General features: G+C 41.6%; 14 protein-coding genes. 4 read left to right on the forward strand and 10 right to left on the reverse strand.

The features are described from left to right. Positions 1-278: 278 nt before the first annotated feature. The 5 genes from LC653_RS21175 to ppsA form a co-directional block, all read right to left on the reverse strand. A complete protein-coding gene (locus LC653_RS21175; protein ID WP_229496761.1) occupies positions 279-1,808 on the reverse strand; it encodes a dolichyl-phosphate-mannose--protein mannosyltransferase in 1,530 nt (509 codons plus the stop codon). 398 nt (positions 1,809-2,206) lie between these two features. Beyond that, positions 2,207-2,767 (reverse strand): GNAT family N-acetyltransferase, encoded by a 561-nt coding sequence (locus LC653_RS21180; protein WP_229496762.1) that lies wholly within the window; start codon positions 2,765-2,767, stop codon positions 2,207-2,209. A gap of 147 nt (positions 2,768-2,914) precedes the next feature. Further along, complete coding sequence (locus tag LC653_RS21185) at positions 2,915-3,103, reverse strand: element excision factor XisI family protein (RefSeq protein ID WP_372478204.1); 189 nt, start codon at positions 3,101-3,103, stop codon at positions 2,915-2,917. Between the two features lie 192 nt (positions 3,104-3,295). After that, on the reverse strand, positions 3,296-3,469 hold the full coding sequence (locus LC653_RS21190) for an element excision factor XisH family protein (RefSeq protein WP_308189114.1): 174 nt from the start codon (positions 3,467-3,469) through the stop codon (positions 3,296-3,298). A gap of 406 nt (positions 3,470-3,875) precedes the next feature. After that, complete coding sequence (ppsA, locus tag LC653_RS21195) at positions 3,876-6,377, reverse strand: phosphoenolpyruvate synthase (protein WP_229496763.1); 2,502 nt, start codon at positions 6,375-6,377, stop codon at positions 3,876-3,878. A gap of 184 nt (positions 6,378-6,561) precedes the next feature. Here ppsA and LC653_RS21200 point away from each other — a divergent pair, with 184 nt between their 5' ends. Beyond that, positions 6,562-6,969: a hypothetical protein gene (locus LC653_RS21200; protein WP_229489097.1), complete on the forward strand. Its 408-nt coding sequence runs from the start codon at positions 6,562-6,564 to the stop codon at positions 6,967-6,969. An 865-nt stretch (positions 6,970-7,834) separates the two neighbouring features. Here the strand turns inward: LC653_RS21200 and LC653_RS21205 are convergent. From LC653_RS21205 to LC653_RS21210, 3 genes are all read right to left on the reverse strand, one after another. Continuing rightward, the gene (locus tag LC653_RS21205) at positions 7,835-8,575 is read right to left on the reverse strand and encodes a hypothetical protein (RefSeq protein ID WP_229496764.1); all 741 of its coding nucleotides are present in this window, start codon (positions 8,573-8,575) and stop codon (positions 7,835-7,837) included. Positions 8,576-8,785: 210 nt separating this feature from the next. Then, positions 8,786-9,127 (reverse strand): Nmad2 family putative nucleotide modification protein, encoded by a 342-nt coding sequence (locus tag LC653_RS47405; protein WP_372478205.1) that lies wholly within the window; start codon positions 9,125-9,127, stop codon positions 8,786-8,788. Positions 9,128-9,280: 153 nt separating this feature from the next. After that, positions 9,281-11,209 (reverse strand): alpha-amylase family glycosyl hydrolase, encoded by a 1,929-nt coding sequence (locus LC653_RS21210; RefSeq protein ID WP_229496765.1) that lies wholly within the window; start codon positions 11,207-11,209, stop codon positions 9,281-9,283. Between the two features lie 477 nt (positions 11,210-11,686). Here LC653_RS21210 and LC653_RS21215 point away from each other — a divergent pair, with 477 nt between their 5' ends. Then, positions 11,687-12,736: a tellurite resistance TerB family protein gene (locus tag LC653_RS21215; RefSeq protein WP_229496766.1), complete on the forward strand. Its 1,050-nt coding sequence runs from the start codon at positions 11,687-11,689 to the stop codon at positions 12,734-12,736. A 468-nt stretch (positions 12,737-13,204) separates the two neighbouring features. Here the strand turns inward: LC653_RS21215 and LC653_RS21220 are convergent, their stop codons facing one another. Then, positions 13,205-14,023 carry a carbonic anhydrase gene (locus LC653_RS21220; RefSeq protein WP_229496767.1) on the reverse strand — a complete coding sequence of 273 codons (819 nt, stop codon included), beginning with the start codon at positions 14,021-14,023 and terminating at the stop codon, positions 13,205-13,207. 1,522 nt (positions 14,024-15,545) lie between these two features. On the opposite strand from LC653_RS21220, the gene LC653_RS21225 reads away from it, so the two are divergent. Both LC653_RS21225 and LC653_RS21230 read left to right on the forward strand, forming a co-directional pair. Next, positions 15,546-17,375 carry a serine/threonine-protein kinase gene (locus tag LC653_RS21225; protein ID WP_229496768.1) on the forward strand — a complete coding sequence of 610 codons (1,830 nt, stop codon included), beginning with the start codon at positions 15,546-15,548 and terminating at the stop codon, positions 17,373-17,375. Between the two features lie 481 nt (positions 17,376-17,856). After that, positions 17,857-18,075 carry a hypothetical protein gene (locus LC653_RS21230; RefSeq protein WP_229496769.1) on the forward strand — a complete coding sequence of 73 codons (219 nt, stop codon included), beginning with the start codon at positions 17,857-17,859 and terminating at the stop codon, positions 18,073-18,075. Positions 18,076-18,117: 42 nt separating this feature from the next. Here the strand turns inward: LC653_RS21230 and ribD are convergent, their stop codons facing one another. After that, complete coding sequence (gene ribD / locus LC653_RS21235; protein ID WP_229496773.1) at positions 18,118-19,332, reverse strand: bifunctional diaminohydroxyphosphoribosylaminopyrimidine deaminase/5-amino-6-(5-phosphoribosylamino)uracil reductase RibD; 1,215 nt, start codon at positions 19,330-19,332, stop codon at positions 18,118-18,120. Between the last annotated feature and the right edge of the window lie 241 nt (positions 19,333-19,573).

A 19,573-nucleotide genomic window follows, 5' to 3' on the forward strand; every position in this document is an offset into this window, starting at 1 on the left:
TGGGTTAAGGATAATCGTAGGTTGGGTGGAACTTAAGTGAAACCCCAACAAACCCGCGAAAATGTTGGGTTTCGTTCCTCCAACGCCACTTGCTTCAAGTCGGGAAACCGCAAGGGCGCAGTGGCTCCCCAACCTACGCAGTTTATGGTTTTTGCCGCTAACTCACTGTATTGGGATTGCGAATGTCATGGGAGAGCATCGAGACAAATTCAGATTTGAACTGGTTGAGTTCATTAGCTTTCGCCCTGCTCCGGCTTTGCTCCTGAATTCTTCTTTAATCAAATCCAAGAGTTGAACCACATTCGCAGCTTATAATCGTGAGGTGAGAGGGGTAAACCCAAATAAATGGGCATCCAGAAAATAAAAGCAGCCAGAATGATAAAAGTAATGGTGACACCTAGCGCCCGGAGTTGTTGATAATAACTGCGAAGACACTGATCAACAAACCAAGCGATCGCTAAAAATATAAACACCACTGCACACATATAATGGTATATAAAAACGCACCTTGTCACTTTCACCCAAGGTAATAAGTTAGCAGCATAATTTATAACTAAATACAAGGCAATCCAAGTATCAACACCCAGAGTTGCAGGCATTGAAAAACGCTTTTCTTTCACCCAAAGAATTACGGGTTGTGACACCAGCATCCCTACTAAAAACAACATGGCAGCAACACCAAACCACCACAAAAATGGATTGCCCATTGCATGGACATCATAAATAACTTGTCCAGCACCGTTCGGCAAAGGCGGGCCCATCACAGGTAAGGGTTCGGTGATACTTTCAGCCGTTTGATAATAATATGCCATTGGTCGAGTCATCAACGGCCATTTGTACCAGGCAGCACAATAAGGATGCACGTTAGGACTATTGCCACCTAGCTGTAAGTGAAACTTTAAAATTTGCTGATGTACTGCAATAAATCCATAAGTTTTATCTAGTTGAAGGTGAGGAATCCAGATGATGCTGTAAATCAAAACTGGGATAATTCCTAGATAAAACAGCATGTGAAAAATATTTAGCTGAGTTAGGTTTTGTAGTGGTGTCTCAGATGAGGGAGATGAGGGAGAATAAGTACTAACCCCTGCTTCCCCTGCTCCTCTACTCTCCCTGCCTCCTGCCTCCTTCAATGAGAAGGATGTAAAAAAGAGTTTGGGGTTAGGAAAATAATGTATTAAATGAATTACCCAAGCTGCTATCCAAATGAGATAAGCACCTGAGAGGAACCATAAACCGTTCCACTTAGTACCGACTGACGCACCAAAAGCAATGCCAGCAAAAACTAACCAAAAAGAACGTCGCCGATTTTGGTTATCTAATGCCAATAATAAAAACCAGTGCCCTAACAAACCAAAGATGACGATATAAATATTACTTAAAGCATAGCGAGACTCAACTAGAAAGATGCCATCACAAGCTGTAAACAAACCTGCAAGCAGAGCAAAGCTACGACGATAACTCAATTGATAAGCGATCGCAGCTACAATTAAAGGGATAAATGAGCCAGTAAGAGCATTGAACCACCGATAAGTCCAAGACGATCGCAATGATCCTGTCAGTCCATTTACCGTATCGTGCCAAAAAGGAATGTGACTGCCAATCCAAATGCCGATGCCGATCATATATTGACTCAGTGGCGGATGAGCATTAAAAAATGGCGTATGCGTGAGATAATTATTACCAAATTTTGCAAAGTAAACTTCATCAAATACCAGAGTGTTGAATCGCTCCAGTCCCCAAAACCGTAAGGCAAGTGAGAGAAGAAATACACTCACCATCCCAATTCGGAACCACTTTTTAGTCATTAGTCATTTGTCATTTGTCATTGGACATTGGGCACTTGTACTGAGCGACTTGTGCCGAGCCTCTCGTAGAGAAGTATTGGGCATGGAGAATAGGAGATGAGTCTTTGAGACTCGTGAATGAGTCTTTGAACTCCGTGAATGAGCCTTTGATACTCGTTAATGAGTCTTTGAACTCCGTTAATGAGTCTTTGATACTCGTTAATGAGTCTTTGAACTCCGTTAATGAGTCTTTGAACTCCGTTAATGAGTCTTTGATACTCGTTAATGAGTCTTTGAACTCCGTTAATGAGTCTTTGAACTCCGTTAATGAGTCTTTGAACTCCGTTAATGAGTCTTTGAACTCCGTTAATGAGTCTTTGAACTCCACTCGTCTGCCCCCTGCCCTTTGCTCCCCCTGCTCAAGAACTGCTCTCCTCTATTTTTACAGGTGCATCTAGTTGGAACAGGAGTAGTTCAATACCGTAATACTTGTTTGTCCGCCCTATTGGTTTCATACCCAGTCTTTGAGTTACACGGATTGAGGCATGATTTTCTGGCTTCACTACGGCATAAATCACTGGCAAGTTCAAAACACTAAATCCGTAGTTGAGCATAACTTGTCCTGCTTCTGTTGCATACCCTTTACCCCAAGAAGCTCGCCTCAAGTGCCAGCCTACCTCATAATCTTGAGTGGGTAAACCATCTTTGTCGGGCAATTGTTTGAGAATGATAGTTCCCACAATTGTTGTACTTTCCTTTTCAACAATTGCCCAAGATCCAGTACCATTGTTGCGTTGGTGCATTCGCTCGATACCTTCAATCAAGCGCTGACGCTGTGACTCAATACTTGTGACGCGAGAAGATTTACCAAGAAAGTGCGTAACTTCGGGGTCATTATAAATTACAAATGCTTGTTCGGCATCGCGTTCGGGTATCCAACTGCGAATGATCAAGCGTTCGGTTTGCAAAAGATTTGTCATCTTGCTTTTGGCTAAACTAAATCGCCATTCTGCAAAATACTAAGATACTTATGGTTGAGCAGTCAAAAGTTTTGTAGACAATTACACAAACAAAATATAGCGATCGCTATGCTATGGGCAATTATCCAGAAGTTTAACTACCGTTGGCTATGCGATGGCAAATTCTGAATCTTTCCGCAGTTCTTCAGACCGAAACCCTAACACAATCCGATCCTTTGTGATACCTGCCTTTACTAATTCTGTTGCTACCCCCTCTTCAGTGCCATCACGTTGAATCCAAATTTTGCCATCAATAATATCAATGTGAATCAGACAGCCGTGAACGCGGCGAGTCAAGTCGCTTCGCTCCAATTCGTAATTCGTAATTCGTAATTCGTAATTATTACCCCACGGATAAATCCGGGGGCTTGAATAAAGTTGGCTTTGCCCTTTTTTTCTTTTTCATAATTAAAATTAGGGGCTTGCACCCTTAATGAATTAATTAATAATTAATTCCTAATTTCTAAGTTTTTAATTACGAATTACGAATTACGAATTACGAATTATTCGGTCAACATACATATCCCTTTTTCCCCACTTCAGATGAAATGGATCGTCGGTAATTGTCCAGCCATCTTTAATCAGGGCATTTTTGACGTTTTCGTGGTAACGGTCTCTAACTGGCTTGACACTCCCTGGGCTAAAGCCACAGGGATTCTTGATTCAACGAGTCCACTTAAATTAGACCCCTTGCGGTATCTAATCCAGAGGTGGTTCTCTCCTCAAGCGTTAACTTTCCGAGTGCCCCTCGGTAGTTGGATATTCCAAATTTTGTTTGATTTAAATTCTGATTGTCTAGTTTCCATGAAGATTTTACCTATTCCTGGGCAGGAACTAGAACTATGGAATAGAACCCCCTATCTTCAATTGTCAAGGTGCAGATTGCCGCTAGGCAGTTGGGTTTTTATACAGGTTGATTACCGTTCCTGTTAGGCTTGATTTTACCAAAACGTGAAGTAAAGCGTAAACACCTCTAACCGTTTTCAACACGCAGCCTGAAGTACGTAATACAGCGCTACGCGCCTGTTACTCAAGGGTTTTCAACGAGTATTCTTATAAATTACTCGAATTACGAATTAGTACCTTCGACTTTTGCCACTTCCAACATTGTCTTTAAAACTGAATCTGGATTCAGACTAATCGAGTCAATTCCTTGTTCAACCAAAAACTGGGCAAATTCTGGATAGTCGCTGGGTGCTTGTCCACAAATGCCGATTTTGCGATCGCATTTTTTCGCCGCTTCTATGGCCATTTTTACCATTCGTTTCACAGCTGGACTGCGTTCATCAAACAATCTGGCTACCAACGCCGAATCCCTGTCTATCCCTAATGTAAGTTGAGTTAAATCATTAGAACCAATCGAGAAACCATCAAATACGTCAGCAAAGTCCTCAGCCAGAATAACATTACTGGGTAACTCGCACATCACATAAACCTGCAAGTCGTTAACACCTTGCTTTAAACCATTTTTTGCCATCTCTGCTAAAACCAAACGCCCTTCATCGGGAGTACGACAAAACGGAATCATCGGGATAACATTCGTCAAACCCATCTCTTCCCGTACTCGTTTAATAGCATGACATTCTAGAGCAAAAGCTTCCCTGTAGCCTTCATCATAGTAACGCGCTGCCCCCCGCCAACCCAACATTGGGTTTTCTTCATGGGGTTCAAACTGTCGCCCACCTAACAAATTGGCATATTCATTACTTTTGAAATCTGACATTCGCACAATCACTGGTTTGGGATAAAATGCCGCCGCAATTCTACCTATACCTTGGGCTAATCTATCTACAAAATACTGGGGTTTATCGTCGTAAAGTGCAGTAATTTCAGCAATTTTAGCTTTGGCAAATTCATCTTTTAACAAATCATAGTGAATCAATGCCATTGGATGAATTTGAATTTGGTTAGCGATGATAAATTCTGTCCGTGCTAAACCTACCCCATCGTTGGGAATTGCTGATAAACTCAATGCTTCTTGGGGATTACCCACATTCATTAAAATTTGAGTGCGGGTGCGGGGTAAGTTCTCTAAAGGAACTTCTTCCACTTCAAAAGGTAATAAGCCTGCATAAACTTTTCCCTCTTCCCCTTCAGCGCAAGAAATTGTTACCTCTTGACCAGGTTTTAAAATTTCTGTAGCATTGCCGCATCCCACGATCGCAGGTACACCCAATTCTCGCGCAATAATCGCTGCATGACATGTCCTACCACCAGAATTGGTGACAATTGCACTGGCGCGTTTCATAATTGGTTCCCAATCGGGGTCAGTTCTCTCTGTCACCAAAACTTCCCCAACTTGGAACTGTTCGAGTTTCTGAACATCTAAAATTAGGCGTACTTTCCCTTGACTAATAGCTTCCCCAATCGCGCGTCCCATGACAAGGGGGATTGGAGATTGGGAATCAGGGAGTGGGGATTGGGAAGTTTTTTCCCCATTCCCTATTCCCCATTCCCTATCCCCCAATAACAACCGATAACTTCGCAACACATTTCCCATCTTCTGCGACTGCACGGTTTCGGGACGTGCTTGCACAATAAAAAGTTGATTAGTAATTCCATCTTTTGCCCACTCGATATCCATTGGAGTGGGAATACCGTGGACTTGAGAATAATGGTCTTCAATTAAACACGCCCAATTTGCTAGCTGTAAAATCTCTTCATCATTCAGAGCAAATTTACCTCTTTCGCTGGGCGAAACAGACACATTTTTCGTAAATTTGGAGCCGTCATCATAAATCATTTTTAGTTCTTTACTACCCAATTTTTTATCGATAATTGGGCGGAAACCAGCTTTTAAAGTTGGTTTAAAAACATAATATTCATCAGGATTTACAGACCCCTGGACAACGTTTTCGCCTAAACCATAGGCGGCTGTAATCAGTGCCGCATCCTTAAATCCGGTTTCTGTATCAATGGAGAACATCACCCCAGAGGTTGCTAAGTCAGAGCGCACCATTTTTTGCACACCCACAGCCAGAGCAATGCTAAAGTGATCAAATCCTTTGGTGTGGCGATAAGAAATGGCGCGATCGGTAAATATGGAAGCAAAGCATTTATGACAAGCTGCTAAAACTCCTTCAGCGCCGACAACGTTGAGGTAAGTTTCCTGCTGTCCAGCAAAACTAGCATCTGGAAGGTCTTCGGCAGTGGCGCTGGAGCGGACTGCAACATCTGTCTCTGCGTTGTATTGTTCACAAAGACTCTGGTAAGCTTTAGCGATCGCCTCTCGCAATTCTACAGGAAATGGGGTGTGGATTAATAGCGATCGCGCTTTTTTCCCCCGTTCTCGTAAATTTTTGACATCCTCAACATCCAAGTCAGCAAAGAGTTTGCGTAGCTTTGCTTCTAAACCTGCTGATTGAATAAAATAACGATAAGCGTAAGCAGTGGTGGCAAATCCAGTGGGAACGTTAATACCTTTGGGCGTTAGCTGTTGAATCATTTCGCCTAGTGAGGCATTTTTACCACCAACAACGGGAATATCAGCAATACCAACTTCATCAAACCACAAGATGAGCGATCGCTCTTGGGAAGATTGAGATAATGTGCTTTTAGATACTATAGTCATAATTACCTTTTAAGTTTATACTCAGTTTGTCAGTGCGTAACCGCTAGTATATTTTTCCTATATTCAATTTTATTTATATTTTCCAGCCACTGGCGTGATAGATTGTGTAATTAAATACCATATAGTCCAGAAATAACAATTATTCGGGATAATGGCTCTTTCGTAATATCGAATACAATGCACAATGGCGCAACTAGAACGACTGTTAAAAATGGCAGAAGATGAGCTAACTGAGTACAGCACAGATGCCCGCAAAATTGAAAAACTACGGCGCAAAATAGGTTTATCAGTATCGGCAGCCGAACAGCGACAAGTCAAAGAGGCATTACTTGCTACTAAGCAATCTTCTAATATGATTACTCAAATTGTGGAAGAACAAAGACAAGCAGCAGCTTTACCATTTTGGGGAATTGCTGGATTGGGTTTGTTATTTGGAATTTCTTTAAATCAACCCATAGGTTTGTTAGCTGCTATAGTTGGAACTGTATTAGCTTTTAGAATTCAGAAATGGGGTTGGCAATTGCAGGCAAGTCGTCTATTGTTACAAACATTGGAAGATATTGAAGCGCGTATTGCCCAACCGAATAAGTAACAAAACAGATCCACTTTATAGAGAAAATATCTCTAGAGATTTGTATTTTAATATACAAAATCACTGACTAGTCACTTGATTAGACACCTCGTAATTACTTAACAATTCCTTTGGGATCACCATAGCAAAAAAATTAGATATTAGATTTAATTCAGATATTTATTCATATGGTTTGCGTGCAATGAATGCTACATGACCCTTAGAGGATGTTTGAAAAGTATTAGGCGAATAGAATTCGCTACTACACAATCAAAGTCTACCTCCGTAGACTGAATGCAAAATCAAGGGTTTTATAACCCACGGAGGTAGGTTTTGTCTTATGTAGCCAAGCCAGTGCGTTGGGGAGCCAGTGCTGTGGGCGGGTTTCCCGACTTGAGGCACCTGGCGTCCGGCTCTGCCGACGAGCCTTGCAACTGGCGCGCGACTTCTAGTCGCTAGGGCTAGTAATAAATTAGACTTGTTCATTCATCCTCTTAGACAGTAGGTATTTACCATAACTATGGGTTGTTTCAACTTCAAAGCCCACGCGCTGAAGTTCACTTTCAACAGTTGTCACTTCGTATAACCGCAAGTAGTGTACTTCGTCAGATCGTCTATAGTGTTCCCCTACCTTGCGGAAACTGATAATTCGACAAGTCAAAGTTATTTGCTCTTGATCCTCTTCCTTTTCAACGAATACTACCCAGTCATCTCCTTCAGTGAACCCCTTACTTGTGGTTCCCTGTGCGACTTGTTCTGTTGTTGCAATGTCGAAGATGAATACACCCCCAGGAGTTAAGGCATTATATATGCGGTGGAATTGAACAAGAATTTGGCGATCGTTGTCTGAATCAAACAGGTAGCTGAGGCATTCACCAATCGATACTTATTGCCTTTTCACTGCAATCGTATAGCTAGGTAAATGTGAGGCATCTGTTTGAGTTTTCACAAGTCGCAAGTCATTATCTATATATAAATGCTCAAAGACTTGAAAAGTTACTAAGGATGTTTTTTTAAATTCATTAGCATGATTTATCTCAATACTTTCTAATTTTAGAGCTTTAGGTAAAAGCAATTTTGACGCATTCAGTTTGACTTTAGTGTTAACTACATGAGTAAACCAGTTGTATACTGATTCTAAAGTTAGAGGATTTTCTCTATTTGTAAAAGCCTGAAATCTATCAATGTTTTGAAGATACCATTTACCATTTTGAACTCCATATTTTTGGATTAACATGAAATCATACGCTGGTAATCTTGATTGAAAATTCTCAGATAAAGACTGCTCTTTTCCCATTATATAGCGAGCTACACTGGCACAGTAACCATCATGCTGGAAAATTTGGAAGGACTGCTCTTGTATTCTTTGCGGTAAACTTTCATGAAACGATATTGTAGACCAGATTGGTGTCCAAACACCCACTAAAAGCCGTAATTGCTCTGTAACACTAAAAACGGGATTCTGTTGGCTCAACTTTATAAAATAGGGAAGCAATTCAGTTTTATAAAATTTTATTTCGTCATTTAAAGCTTCTGAATTTCGACCTTGAACTCGTGCCAAAATTTCATTTTTAAATTTTAGTTTTTTTGGAGCACTTAATTGATTTTTCAGTAGTAGGTCGAACATTACCATTTACCTTTTTCTCATTTTTTTTAGATGACTTGGTTGGTAAGTATTAAAAACTGCTGAGTTTAGCGATCATAAAGGTATCATCTATTCTTTTATCCTGTAAAAGCTAAAGCCTTTTTGCCCCTCTTTTTAACAGCTTTTGGCTGTTTATCTGCTTGATATTACCTGTTTTTACTGACAAAATGGTGTGATCCAGATCACTGTAAACTAAAATATATTAAAGAAATATTTAGAAATCAGAGTATCGCATACATAGACGTGTAGCGGCTGACTATCTGAAATTTCTACGATTCTCTTCCCGATACCCAAGTATGACGCTATTTTACAGTGGCTTCTTTCGCAATCACTCAGCGACGCCCGCATCGCATATACAACGTAATCGGCAATATTCCCAATTGGTGACTGTGTAGAACCAAATCCTAAAACCCAATCTCCAATGCTTGCTACTCGTCGGATTACAGGCTTGCAAACTGCGAGAGTGCAAAGTTCCCAGAATGGGTTAGGAGCCGCGCCATCATCATAACGTAGGCAGTAGGAGAAGAGTCTCATCAGTACAAAATTACTAAAGCATCTAACTACTACACTATGGCGCAAACTGCGGTTCAATACGCTTATTTGTGTATTTTTTGTTACTTTAAATTTATAAATAATGAAGAGTGAAGAATCAAAATTTAATCCTTCACTCTACCTCATTCTATATTTCTAAGACTCCCGTCCCGATGCCCAGGTATCACGCCATTTTACAGTGCCTTCTTTGGCAATCACCCAACGGCGATTTACGAGATTTTCGCGCAGAGGCGATCGCCCTTCGCGCCACATGGCATATTTATAAGCAATCAGCTTACCAGTACTCTCATCAAAGGGAATCTCCGCAGACCAGGTATTCGAGTTAATGTACTCTAAAGGATATGCTTTGCTGATATCCCAGTTACCCAACTCTGGGCAATCTCCTGTCACCACAATGATTTCACCGGGTTGGGTATCCACGCCATTGAGTTGGACGCGAACAATTGTTTGTGCTTTGATCCGTTCGCCAACGTGGCTGAAAACAAGCACTCCGCGTTCTTCTAATACTAGGTCATAAATCTTGCCGTCTTTGACTTCATACTTGTTGCGAGTCACAACGCAAGTATGTTCTCCATCGGGCAATTCTGTTTCTACTTCTGGTAGAGTAACTTCTCCTCCCCGGTTTAAAGCTACAAAACACACAGAGTCACGATAGCGGCGTACATAACAGTAAATATCTGGTGTTAAGTATTTTTGCCAGTGGCTACCCATTGATACGGCTGGATTCAGTCGCCGTAAGCCAGACAGCAGTCTGATGCAACGATAAATTTCACTCTCAGTATCCCAATTTTCCATCATTGGGCGGTTATATGGATCGTTACCGCCATCGGTATCATCATGCAGATATTGTTCTGTACCGTAATAGATGCAGGGAATGCCGCGACAGGTCATAATTAAGGCGATCGCAACTTTCAACATCGCTGGATCAGGGTTCAGCGATTGGAAGCGGCACATATCATGGTTATCGATGAAAGTGACTAACTCTGCTGCCCCGTTGTAGCGATAATCTTGGTCAAAAATGTATTGAATTGTCTGGAATCCGTTTTCTGAACCTTGCCCCAGTGCGGCTCGAATTGCCACACATAACCCAAAGTCTAGAAGTGTCATGCCTGAGTGGTTAACAAATTCCACCGAGCGATCGTCAGTAGGATTACTGTAAATCCATTCACCAAAAATGAATACATCTGGTTTGTGATTGGTCATATCACCAGTGAATTCTTGCCAAAACCAGATCGGCATGTGCTTGACAGTATCCACCCGCAGTGCATCCACACCCCGGTCTAGCCATTGTTTTATGGCTGATTTGATATACTGACGATATTCAGTATTGTTTTCATTGAAGGTTGCTAGACCAGATAGTTCACAGTTCTGTACTTGCCAATCGTCTTCCCAGTTTTGCACTTCGCCATAGTGGTGATACCAATGATTGACATCATCATTGAAATCAGCAATTTTAACGCCATCATCATACAATTCACCTTTACTACCGCTAGTGTCAGGGCTGCTATGGTTGCAGACAATATCTAGCACCAGCTTCATATTCCGCTTGTGCAGTTCTGTAATTAACCGATCAAAGGTTGTATTTTTTTCTTCTTGCGTAGCGTTTAAAGAAGGATTTTCTCCATCAGCAATGTAGCGAGGATTGAGCCGCTTAAAGTCTTTTGTCCAATAGCCATGTAGGGCTGCATTTCCAACAAATAACTCTTCAACCTGCTCAAACAGTGGAGTTAGCCAAAGCGCTGTCACCCCCATGTTTTTGAGATAATCTAATTTATCGATGACACCTTGCAAGTCGCCACCCCAGTACTTACCCCAATCTTGTCTAGTTGGATCGTACAGTTCTGAGTTTGCACCTTCGCTGTTATCTGGATCGCCATCATAAAAGCGATCAACCACAAGAAAGTAAATGGTTTCCTGACGAAATTCAATATCTCTGGTGTAAAGAAACTCTAAGTCAATCTCAGTATCTGATGGTGGTGTTTCTATAATAGCTTGTACTTTTTCTTGTGCAGAATCAACTTTGTATTGATCTGGTGAAAACTGAGATGGAGGGGTTTGTACCATAAAAAACTCAAAATTTCATGTAATTCATACTTGTAGACCAACAGTACAATGTTTCGAGTATTGTATGTCACTACAAACTTTGGTATTGTGACATCCTGCCCACGGTATAGGTATCTATCGCTAGCTAGTTTATAATTCTATCGATAGATATAATTCATCTGCTAGAGGATAAAAACAAAGGAATATAGCACTCATTAAGGGTAATTACTTGATAACAAAAATTTACAATATTTAATTAAGTTGACTTGCGGTAAATATTGAGCCTAAGCCGTGTTTAAGTGTATATTCGACAACAGATTTTAGAATACCTCAACTCCTTGGAGATTAGCTGTCAACAAGATTTTGTTATACCTGAGCAATAGTGAGTAAACTACCTGTTAGCCAACTTTTTCTCTAGAAAATTCGCTCCATTGGTAAACTGACCATTGTCACTTTCAATCTGTTATTACTATCAAGGAATTAATTTAGGTAGCATTTATGACCAAATATGACAAGGTTTTTAACTCACCAAAGACATCAGAGGAATCGCTAAGTCCAGAGGAAGCGGTGGCGGCGATCGCAACTGTCACTGCGATCGCTGATTCATCTATTGAAGATGTAGATGCAGAAAGTTTAGCGGGTATTCTCTGGGAATTCGAGGTTTTCGAGGAATACTCAGAGGATGAAATCGCCGAAATAGTTGATCGACTCCTAGCCATTGCAGAAGAAGAGGGAATTGGGCCTTTATTTAATGTTGCCAAAGTATCTCTCTCAGACGAATTAGTGCTGGATGGTTTTGCTGCTGGAGTGATAGTGCTTTTAGACGAAGAACTCGCCATCCCCAAATCGAAACAACCTTACCTCAAAAAGCTACAAGCAGCCTTAGAACTGGAGGATGAAGAAGCAGAGGAAATCATTAAGGAGGTAATTGCAGCCTTTAAAGAAGCAGAAGAAGAATATGCAGACGACGACGAAGATGAGACAGTAGTCATAGAAGATTTTAGTGAACAGACATATCAATCCCCTTTAGGCAATTTTACCGTGCCAATTCCGGTTGATCCGCAGCAGGGCGGTAGAATTCAAAGTCAGGAAGGAGTCGTTGGCTTTTCTGATGACATCGGTACTTTGCTGAGAATCGATTATTATCCTTTCCCTTTGGAACAGTTAGAGGAACTGGAGTCTGTTGGACAAGAAGAATATTTACAAACAATCTTAGTAGACAAGTACGTACCCCAGGCGATTTTTGCCAATGTACCAGATGCTTCTGTGGAGTATACCGAATATCTGGCAGACACTTTGCGAGGCGCTTACTACGTGTTAATCGATATGCCCAAAGGTTCGACGATTTCTAAGCAAGAAAATAATGGAACTGCTATCAGATTAGATGCGTACCGGGGGCTGCTCTCCTTTATCAGTGGTGAATTTTTGTATATAGTTAGTAGTCAGCACAGCTTTATTAACGGCGAAACTCCCGATTCCCTTGAAGAAGAAGCTGAAGACATCAAGGAGAGTATTTTAGAGTTTGTTGAGACTATAGAATTCACTTAGGTAGCTGTAAACCTTAGTTAATTTGTTCAAACTTTAGTAATTCTAGCAATATTGCTCAAATCACAGATGCGATCGTATCTGTGATTTCCATCCCTTTTTGATGGTGACGTTTACTAACTGGAGTTTAGACTAAAAGTGATTGAGGAAACGCAAACCAAATGGAATTACCGATTAAAAATACTCTCAACTTAGTCTCAAAATATCCGTGACCTTTGACCAAATAATTACTAATTCGTAATTCGTAATTCGTAATTCGTAATTAAAGGTACAGAGCAACTAACTAACATTTTATGGAGACAAATAAATTTATTCCTTATTTCAGAGCAAGCGACTTCAGTCGTGGGGTAATAATTACGAATTACGAATTATAAATTACGAATTATTTTGACTATCTTTTCATATTTCAAGGCTTAAGTTATTAAATTTGCTCTGTGACAGTTTGAGAGGGATTTTCCATGCTTTACATTTTTACTTTGTTGTCGAGCCTCGATAAATTCGCTCCATTTGCTCTGGAGAAAGCACTGTCATTGGAAACCATTGATCTGTGGAAATAGGGAGTTCCTGGGACGATTGAAACGCCCGTTGTTGAGTTTTAGTGAAATGTATTTCCACATTGCTAGTTAAAGGCGGGCTAAGTAACGTCTCATCTATCTCCGATGGGAGAAGCTGATTTTGAGGCAAGACATAGGCGTGCTTTTCTGAATCGTATGCCAAAATTTCTCCTGTCTCGATTTGATAAATCCAAGCATAAATACTGATTTGCCCTTGGTGGAGCTTAGAGTGAATCACCGGATAAGTCCGTAAGTTTTCGATTTGGGTGAGTACATTCTCAGCAATAATTATTTCTAAGAGTTCTTCCCCTTCGTAGTGGCTATAATTGTCTTTTACCAGTCGTCGGGTTGCCTCTGCATACTTGAGCCAGTCATGTACAAGCGGCATTTCTACCCGCAAGCTGTCTAACTTCATTAACCCTTTCATAGCACCACAATGCGAGTGACCACAGACAATAATTTGTTGAATATCTAATGCTTGAATAGCATATTCAATTGTTGCCCCTTCACCGCCATTAGTCGCACCAAATGGTGGAATAATGTTGCCTGCATTGCGGATAACAAACAATTCACCTAACCCGGCTTGTGTAATCAGGTTTGGATCGATACGCGAATCTGAACAAGTAATAAATAGTACTCTGGGTTTTTGACCATGAGAAAGTTGTTCAAACAGTTCTTCATTGGCGGAAAAATAACTACTTTTGAATTCGCGCAAACCTTTAATCAATTTTTTCATAAGAGTACCTAAATGAACAAGTAATACTTGAGTTTTTTGGTTAAATAAAAATTTAATTCTCAAACTAAGGAAGCAGGGACGCTCAGAAGCAACAATTGGTTTATTTCATTGAGCATTGTTTATGAAAAAAGCAAATCGGGAGTAAAGTGGATGACCTCATTAATTAAGATAAGTATAAGTACTTCGCTGTCAAAGATAACCAAGATTTAAAACTTGCCAGCACTCTGTAAAAAGCAATCTTAAAGCTGTTATGTGATGTCCGCTTGATTACTTACTAAACCTCAAGAACCCCCTCGCAGGCAAAGAGAGGTGCAATGACTATGGGAATCATATCATGTCCGCTTGATTACTTATTAAACCCGAAGAACCCCACCCCTTAATCCCCTCCCCGCAAGCGGGGAGGGGAGACAAAGCGTAGCTTTGGCGGGGTGGGGTGCAATGACTGTGGGAATCATAACTAATTATGCGGACATGATATCATAACTAATTACCCGGACTTGATATTAGATTCCATTACCGAAATTTTTGACTAAGTTAATAATATATAGTAATCCTATCTGAGTTGTGGAAATTACTTTTTAATCGAACCACAGAGGCAAGAGAGACACAGAGAGAAGAATCAACAGAAATTTTCATAAATGATTTAGGACTGCTATATATAAACAGATTGACTCAATTTATCGGCTCTTGCCATTGCACTATCGGCTGAGTCAAAGGGTGAAATTCGTTGTTGTATTGTTTAAGCAGTCTTGCTAAACTACCCTCTGTGGTCGCAGTTTTAATGTAAAATCAATCTGCAATTAGTAATAAATTTGGTATTTTTCTCCTTACCTCATCTAATTTCCCATCCCCCATTCTCTATTTGCACAAACAATCCCCTACTGCGGAAATTTTGCCAACAGCTTTTTAATGATTACAGCACGACAGCAAGTACTCGAACTTAGGTTTTCTCTCAAAATCTCAGCTATCTTAAGTTTTTCTAGTCTTCCAGCCCGCAATGCAGACCTAAAAGCAATGTCTACGACGGGCTATGCCTCAATACGGTTCAGTTAAGAGGATGTTTTAAAAGTATTTGGCTGTATCTTTGCACTTATTGATCCCCCCTAACCCCCCGATAAATTGGGGGGAACCGGAATCAAAGTCCCCCAATTTATCGGGGGATTTAGGAGGATCTAGAACGTTTTGATACCTACAATAGGACTTTTAAAACATCCTCTAAGGATAATCGTAGGTTGGGTGGAACTTAAGTGTTACCCAACAAACCCGCGTCGTAGGTTGGGTTTCGTTCCTCCACCCAACCTACGCAGTTTATGGTTTTTGCCGCTAACTGAACTGTATTGGGCTATGCCTACGCTAAACGAATTCACGGCATCACTCTACCAATAAACTATTGGGAACGGATGGCGTTCAAAATTTCAGTGTTCATAACTCATGAACTCATCTGATGTACATTTGGAAAGGGCGATGTCTGACGACAAGCCCAGAGGCGGAATGTCTCCGGTGTCTACGCTTGTGATTTTTCATGACTTTAACCCTGCTAAACAATCGCTATCAAGTTATCCAGATAATCGGCGCTGGTGGGTTTGGCGAAACCTTTCTGGCAGAAGATGTCCATATGCCTTCTCGCCGTCGCTGTGTGATCAAGCAACTAAAACCGATAACCAATAATGACCCGCAAACCTACCAAATTATCCAACAACGGTTTGAACGGGAAGCAGCAACCTTGGAGTTTTTGGGTGAAAGTAGTAACCAAATTCCGAAACTCTACGCCTACTTTTCTGAGAATGGGCAATTTTACCTCGTCCAAGAATGGATTCACGGCCAAACCTTGACAAAAATTGTCGAAGCCAAAGGATTTGAGAGTGAAACTGCTGTTCGCCAAATTCTCTTGAGTCTGCTTTGGGTTTTAGATTATGTCCATAGCAAAGGCATTATTCACCGGGATATTAAGCCTGAGAACATTATTCTCCGTTCTGTTGATGGCAAGCCAGTTTTGATTGATTTTGGTGCAGTCAAAGAAACAATCCGTTCTGTGGTGAATTCTCCAGGATACCCCACGCGATCGCTCGTGATTGGTACGCCTGGCTATATGCCGAGTGAACAAGCTGTTGGCCGCCCAGTTTACGCCACTGATATCTACAGCTTAGGCTTAACGGCAATTTATCTGTTGACTGGCAAACACCCGCAGGAATTACAAACTGATCTCAAAACTGGGGAAATACTTTGGCAAGATCACGCCCCTGATGTCTCTTCCCAATTGGCGGCGGTACTCAATCAAGCAATTAAGCCTCATGCTGGCGATCGCTATAGCACTGCTAGTAAAATGCTACATGCCTTGCAGTCTGCTAGTAATATACCTACTGAGTTTGCTGGAAATACTCCCACAGTTAGTTTTTCTCCCACTACATCGACTCGACAAACCCAGGTATTGTATTCACCGCAAAAAAATTCTGCGATCGCACCGTCTTCCAGGAGTGGAAACTGGCAAAAACCTGCTGTAATTGTTGGTAGTTTGCTGATAGGCGGTTTGCTTGGTGCAGTAGCAATTTCTAACATCACTCGTCAGCAAAAACCAGAAACAACTATTGCCACAAACCCCACTCCTGCATCTACTGAACCGCCCGTTTCGTCCCAAACTTCTCCAATCCCAATTGTACCGACCTCACGACCAAAAGAGCGAGTAATTCCCGATCCTTTGCCAATTTCTGATACCCCAGTTGTATCTATACCACAGCCAGAAAAAGAGCCTGTAACTTCAGATACTCCAGCACCAGTAGCAGTATCCACACCACAGGCAGAACCAGAGAATGAGGCGATGCCTGTTTTAGGCAATGCCAGCCCAGTTCCCACACCAGAAATGCGTTCCACGCCACAGAAGAAGCCGCGCAGTAAATTAGCTGCCACTACCAGCAGGCAAAGCGTTCCCGCATTCCCTACAGGTACACCAAGAAACATCGTAGAAGCTACCCTCGGCAAACCAAATCAAGATTTAAGAGGCGCATGGGGCAAGACTCGTGCTGTCGTTTACAAACTAGTGCCAGACAAAATTGACCTTGGCTACTTATTTGATCGGAATTCTAAAGTGCTGCGTCAAACTGAGGTATCTTTTGCCGAATCCGTAGACCCGCAGGTAATGGAGACTACCTTGAATGGAATGTTAGCTGGGCAAGCCACTGAAGATATAAAGCAGGGACTCAAACAGGTACAACAGCGTCAGTCTGATCATTTTAGTTTTAATAATGGCTCAGTCAAGGGTCAGATTATCCGCCAACAATGTAATTTTATTTACATCAGCATTTGGGATGCAAATTTACATGATTTTGTGAGTCCATCTACAGCTAAAAGGTGTTAAATAATTCGTAATTCGTAATTCGTAATGACGCTCTCTACGAGACGCTGCGCGTAGCTTGCTTCTCTGTAAGAGTACGCGGACTCGCTAACGCAACGCTTTCGTAAATTTTGTTTTGTAATGGGGATTTAACCCCAACACAAAACAAAATTTTTATTGAACCGGGGGACTTAAACCCACGGAATTGAGTTAAATTCCTGGTAAACATTGTCCTCAGAATTTAATTTTTTGTATCCTATAAGACAGATTCAGGATTCAATATAGTTAGTCATTTGTCATTTGTCATTAGTTAAATGATGAGTCCTAACTAATACCCAATTCCCATTTTCAAAACTGAGTTTCAAATTCTTAATCTTCATAAAGTTATAAATACCATTATTAACTTTTTAATAATACTTGTCTCAGCTTCTACATGCATGTCGTAAAGTGCGATGGTAATTGTGTAATCTAAAGACAGCGAAGCTAATTATTCAATTGAGGTCTGATGACTCCTATAATCATGCGTCAGCTTTGGTCAGTGGTTGAAACTGCCCAAGCCAAGCTCCTCTTACAACTGGATGATGCTAGCTTGGTGCAGTGGTTAGTAAAACAAACCGAAACACAAGTGTTGTTAGATTCTAACGAAACTGATTATCTGTGCCACTACATTCAATCTCGGCTAGCCCTTATACGTGATATTGCCCATGAACGTCAGTGTTCATGATAGCAAAATCACGATGAATTGATTGATAGTCAAGTGTTATTACTATTGACTATTGGCTTTTTGGGGAAAATAACCTTCCACTAAGCAGTCAGAGCCGACTACACGCCAACGAACACGTTCTAAAGACAATGCCTCAGTCATGGTAGTAAAACCTAAATCGCCCACAGGTGTGGGAGCAATGCTGCCACCAATGATTTTCGGGGCAATAAATGCCAAAACTTTTTGCACTGCTCCTTGAGCGATCGCACTAGCAGCTAAAGTACCACCACATTCCCACAAGACGCTACAAAAACCCCGCTCATACAAGTACGCCATAGCCTTATCTGGTGTCAGTGATGTTAATTCCACCACTTCCACCCCCTGCTTGAGCAACAGTTCTTGGAAGTCGGGATTAGCACCCTTCTCTGTCAACACCAAAGTTGGAGCATCCGCAGTTTGCCACAGATGGGCATTTTCCGGTAAGTTGAGATGGCGACTCATTACCACCCGCAGGGGTTTATGTGCCTCTACTTGACGGGTGGTTAAATAAGGATTATCTTGTCGAACTGTATTACCGCCGACAATTATTGCATCACAAGCCGCCCGCAGCTGATGTACTTCACTGCGGGCTTCTTGGCTTGTTACCCAGGTGCTATGACCAGAGGTGGTAGCAATTTTGCCATCTAAAGTCATGGCATATTTTAAAATTCCCAAAGGTCGTTTGTAGAGAATGCGATGCACAAAAGCTTCATTTAGCTGATGACAAGCTGATTCTTCTACTCCCACCAACACCTCGATCCCCGCCGCACGTAAACGGGCAATACCACCTCCAGCTACCAGGGGATTGGGATCAACCATACCCACCACCACTTTTGCCACCCCTGCTTCGATCAATCCTTCTGAACAAGGGGGAGTACGCCCATAGTGATTGCAAGGTTCTAGGCTGACATAGATTGTTGCACCACGAGCGCGATCCCCTGCTGCCCTCAAGGCAAACACTTCTGCATGAGGCTCACCTGCACGAGGATGAAACCCTTCGCCTACAATCTCGCCATCCTTGACAATCACCGCTCCCACTAGCGGATTTGGCGAAGTCCGTCCTAAAGCGCGGCGAGCAAGTTCCAAACACCGCAGCATCATGCGAGAGTCAAAGTCACTTCCGATCTTTTCCTTTGGTGGTGAATTCAATCCAACTGCTGACTCCACTAGATGTATACTTTCCTGAGTGTAATTTGCTAAGGATGCATCTGCTTGAGCGACCACTGGGGAATTATCCATAATTTTAGGCAACACTGTAAATATTCTGCACGCGATCGCACAGACTTTCCACAGGAGAATCGCGCTTTGCTCCTGATAATTAAACAGAGTTAAATCCAGGCGCTATTATTGGCTCTGGAGTTTAGACTAAGCTATACAAAATGACCCAGCAGGGCTGAGTTAATCAGAGACTTAGCAAAAGTATGAATAATCTAAGGTATTAAACAGCAACAGATGCTTCTTTACGTGGTGGAGTTACTGT

It is taken from the genome of Nostoc mirabile CHAB5784 (genome assembly GCF_020829645.1).
GTDB lineage: Bacteria > Cyanobacteriota > Cyanobacteriia > Cyanobacteriales > Nostocaceae > Nostoc > Nostoc mirabile.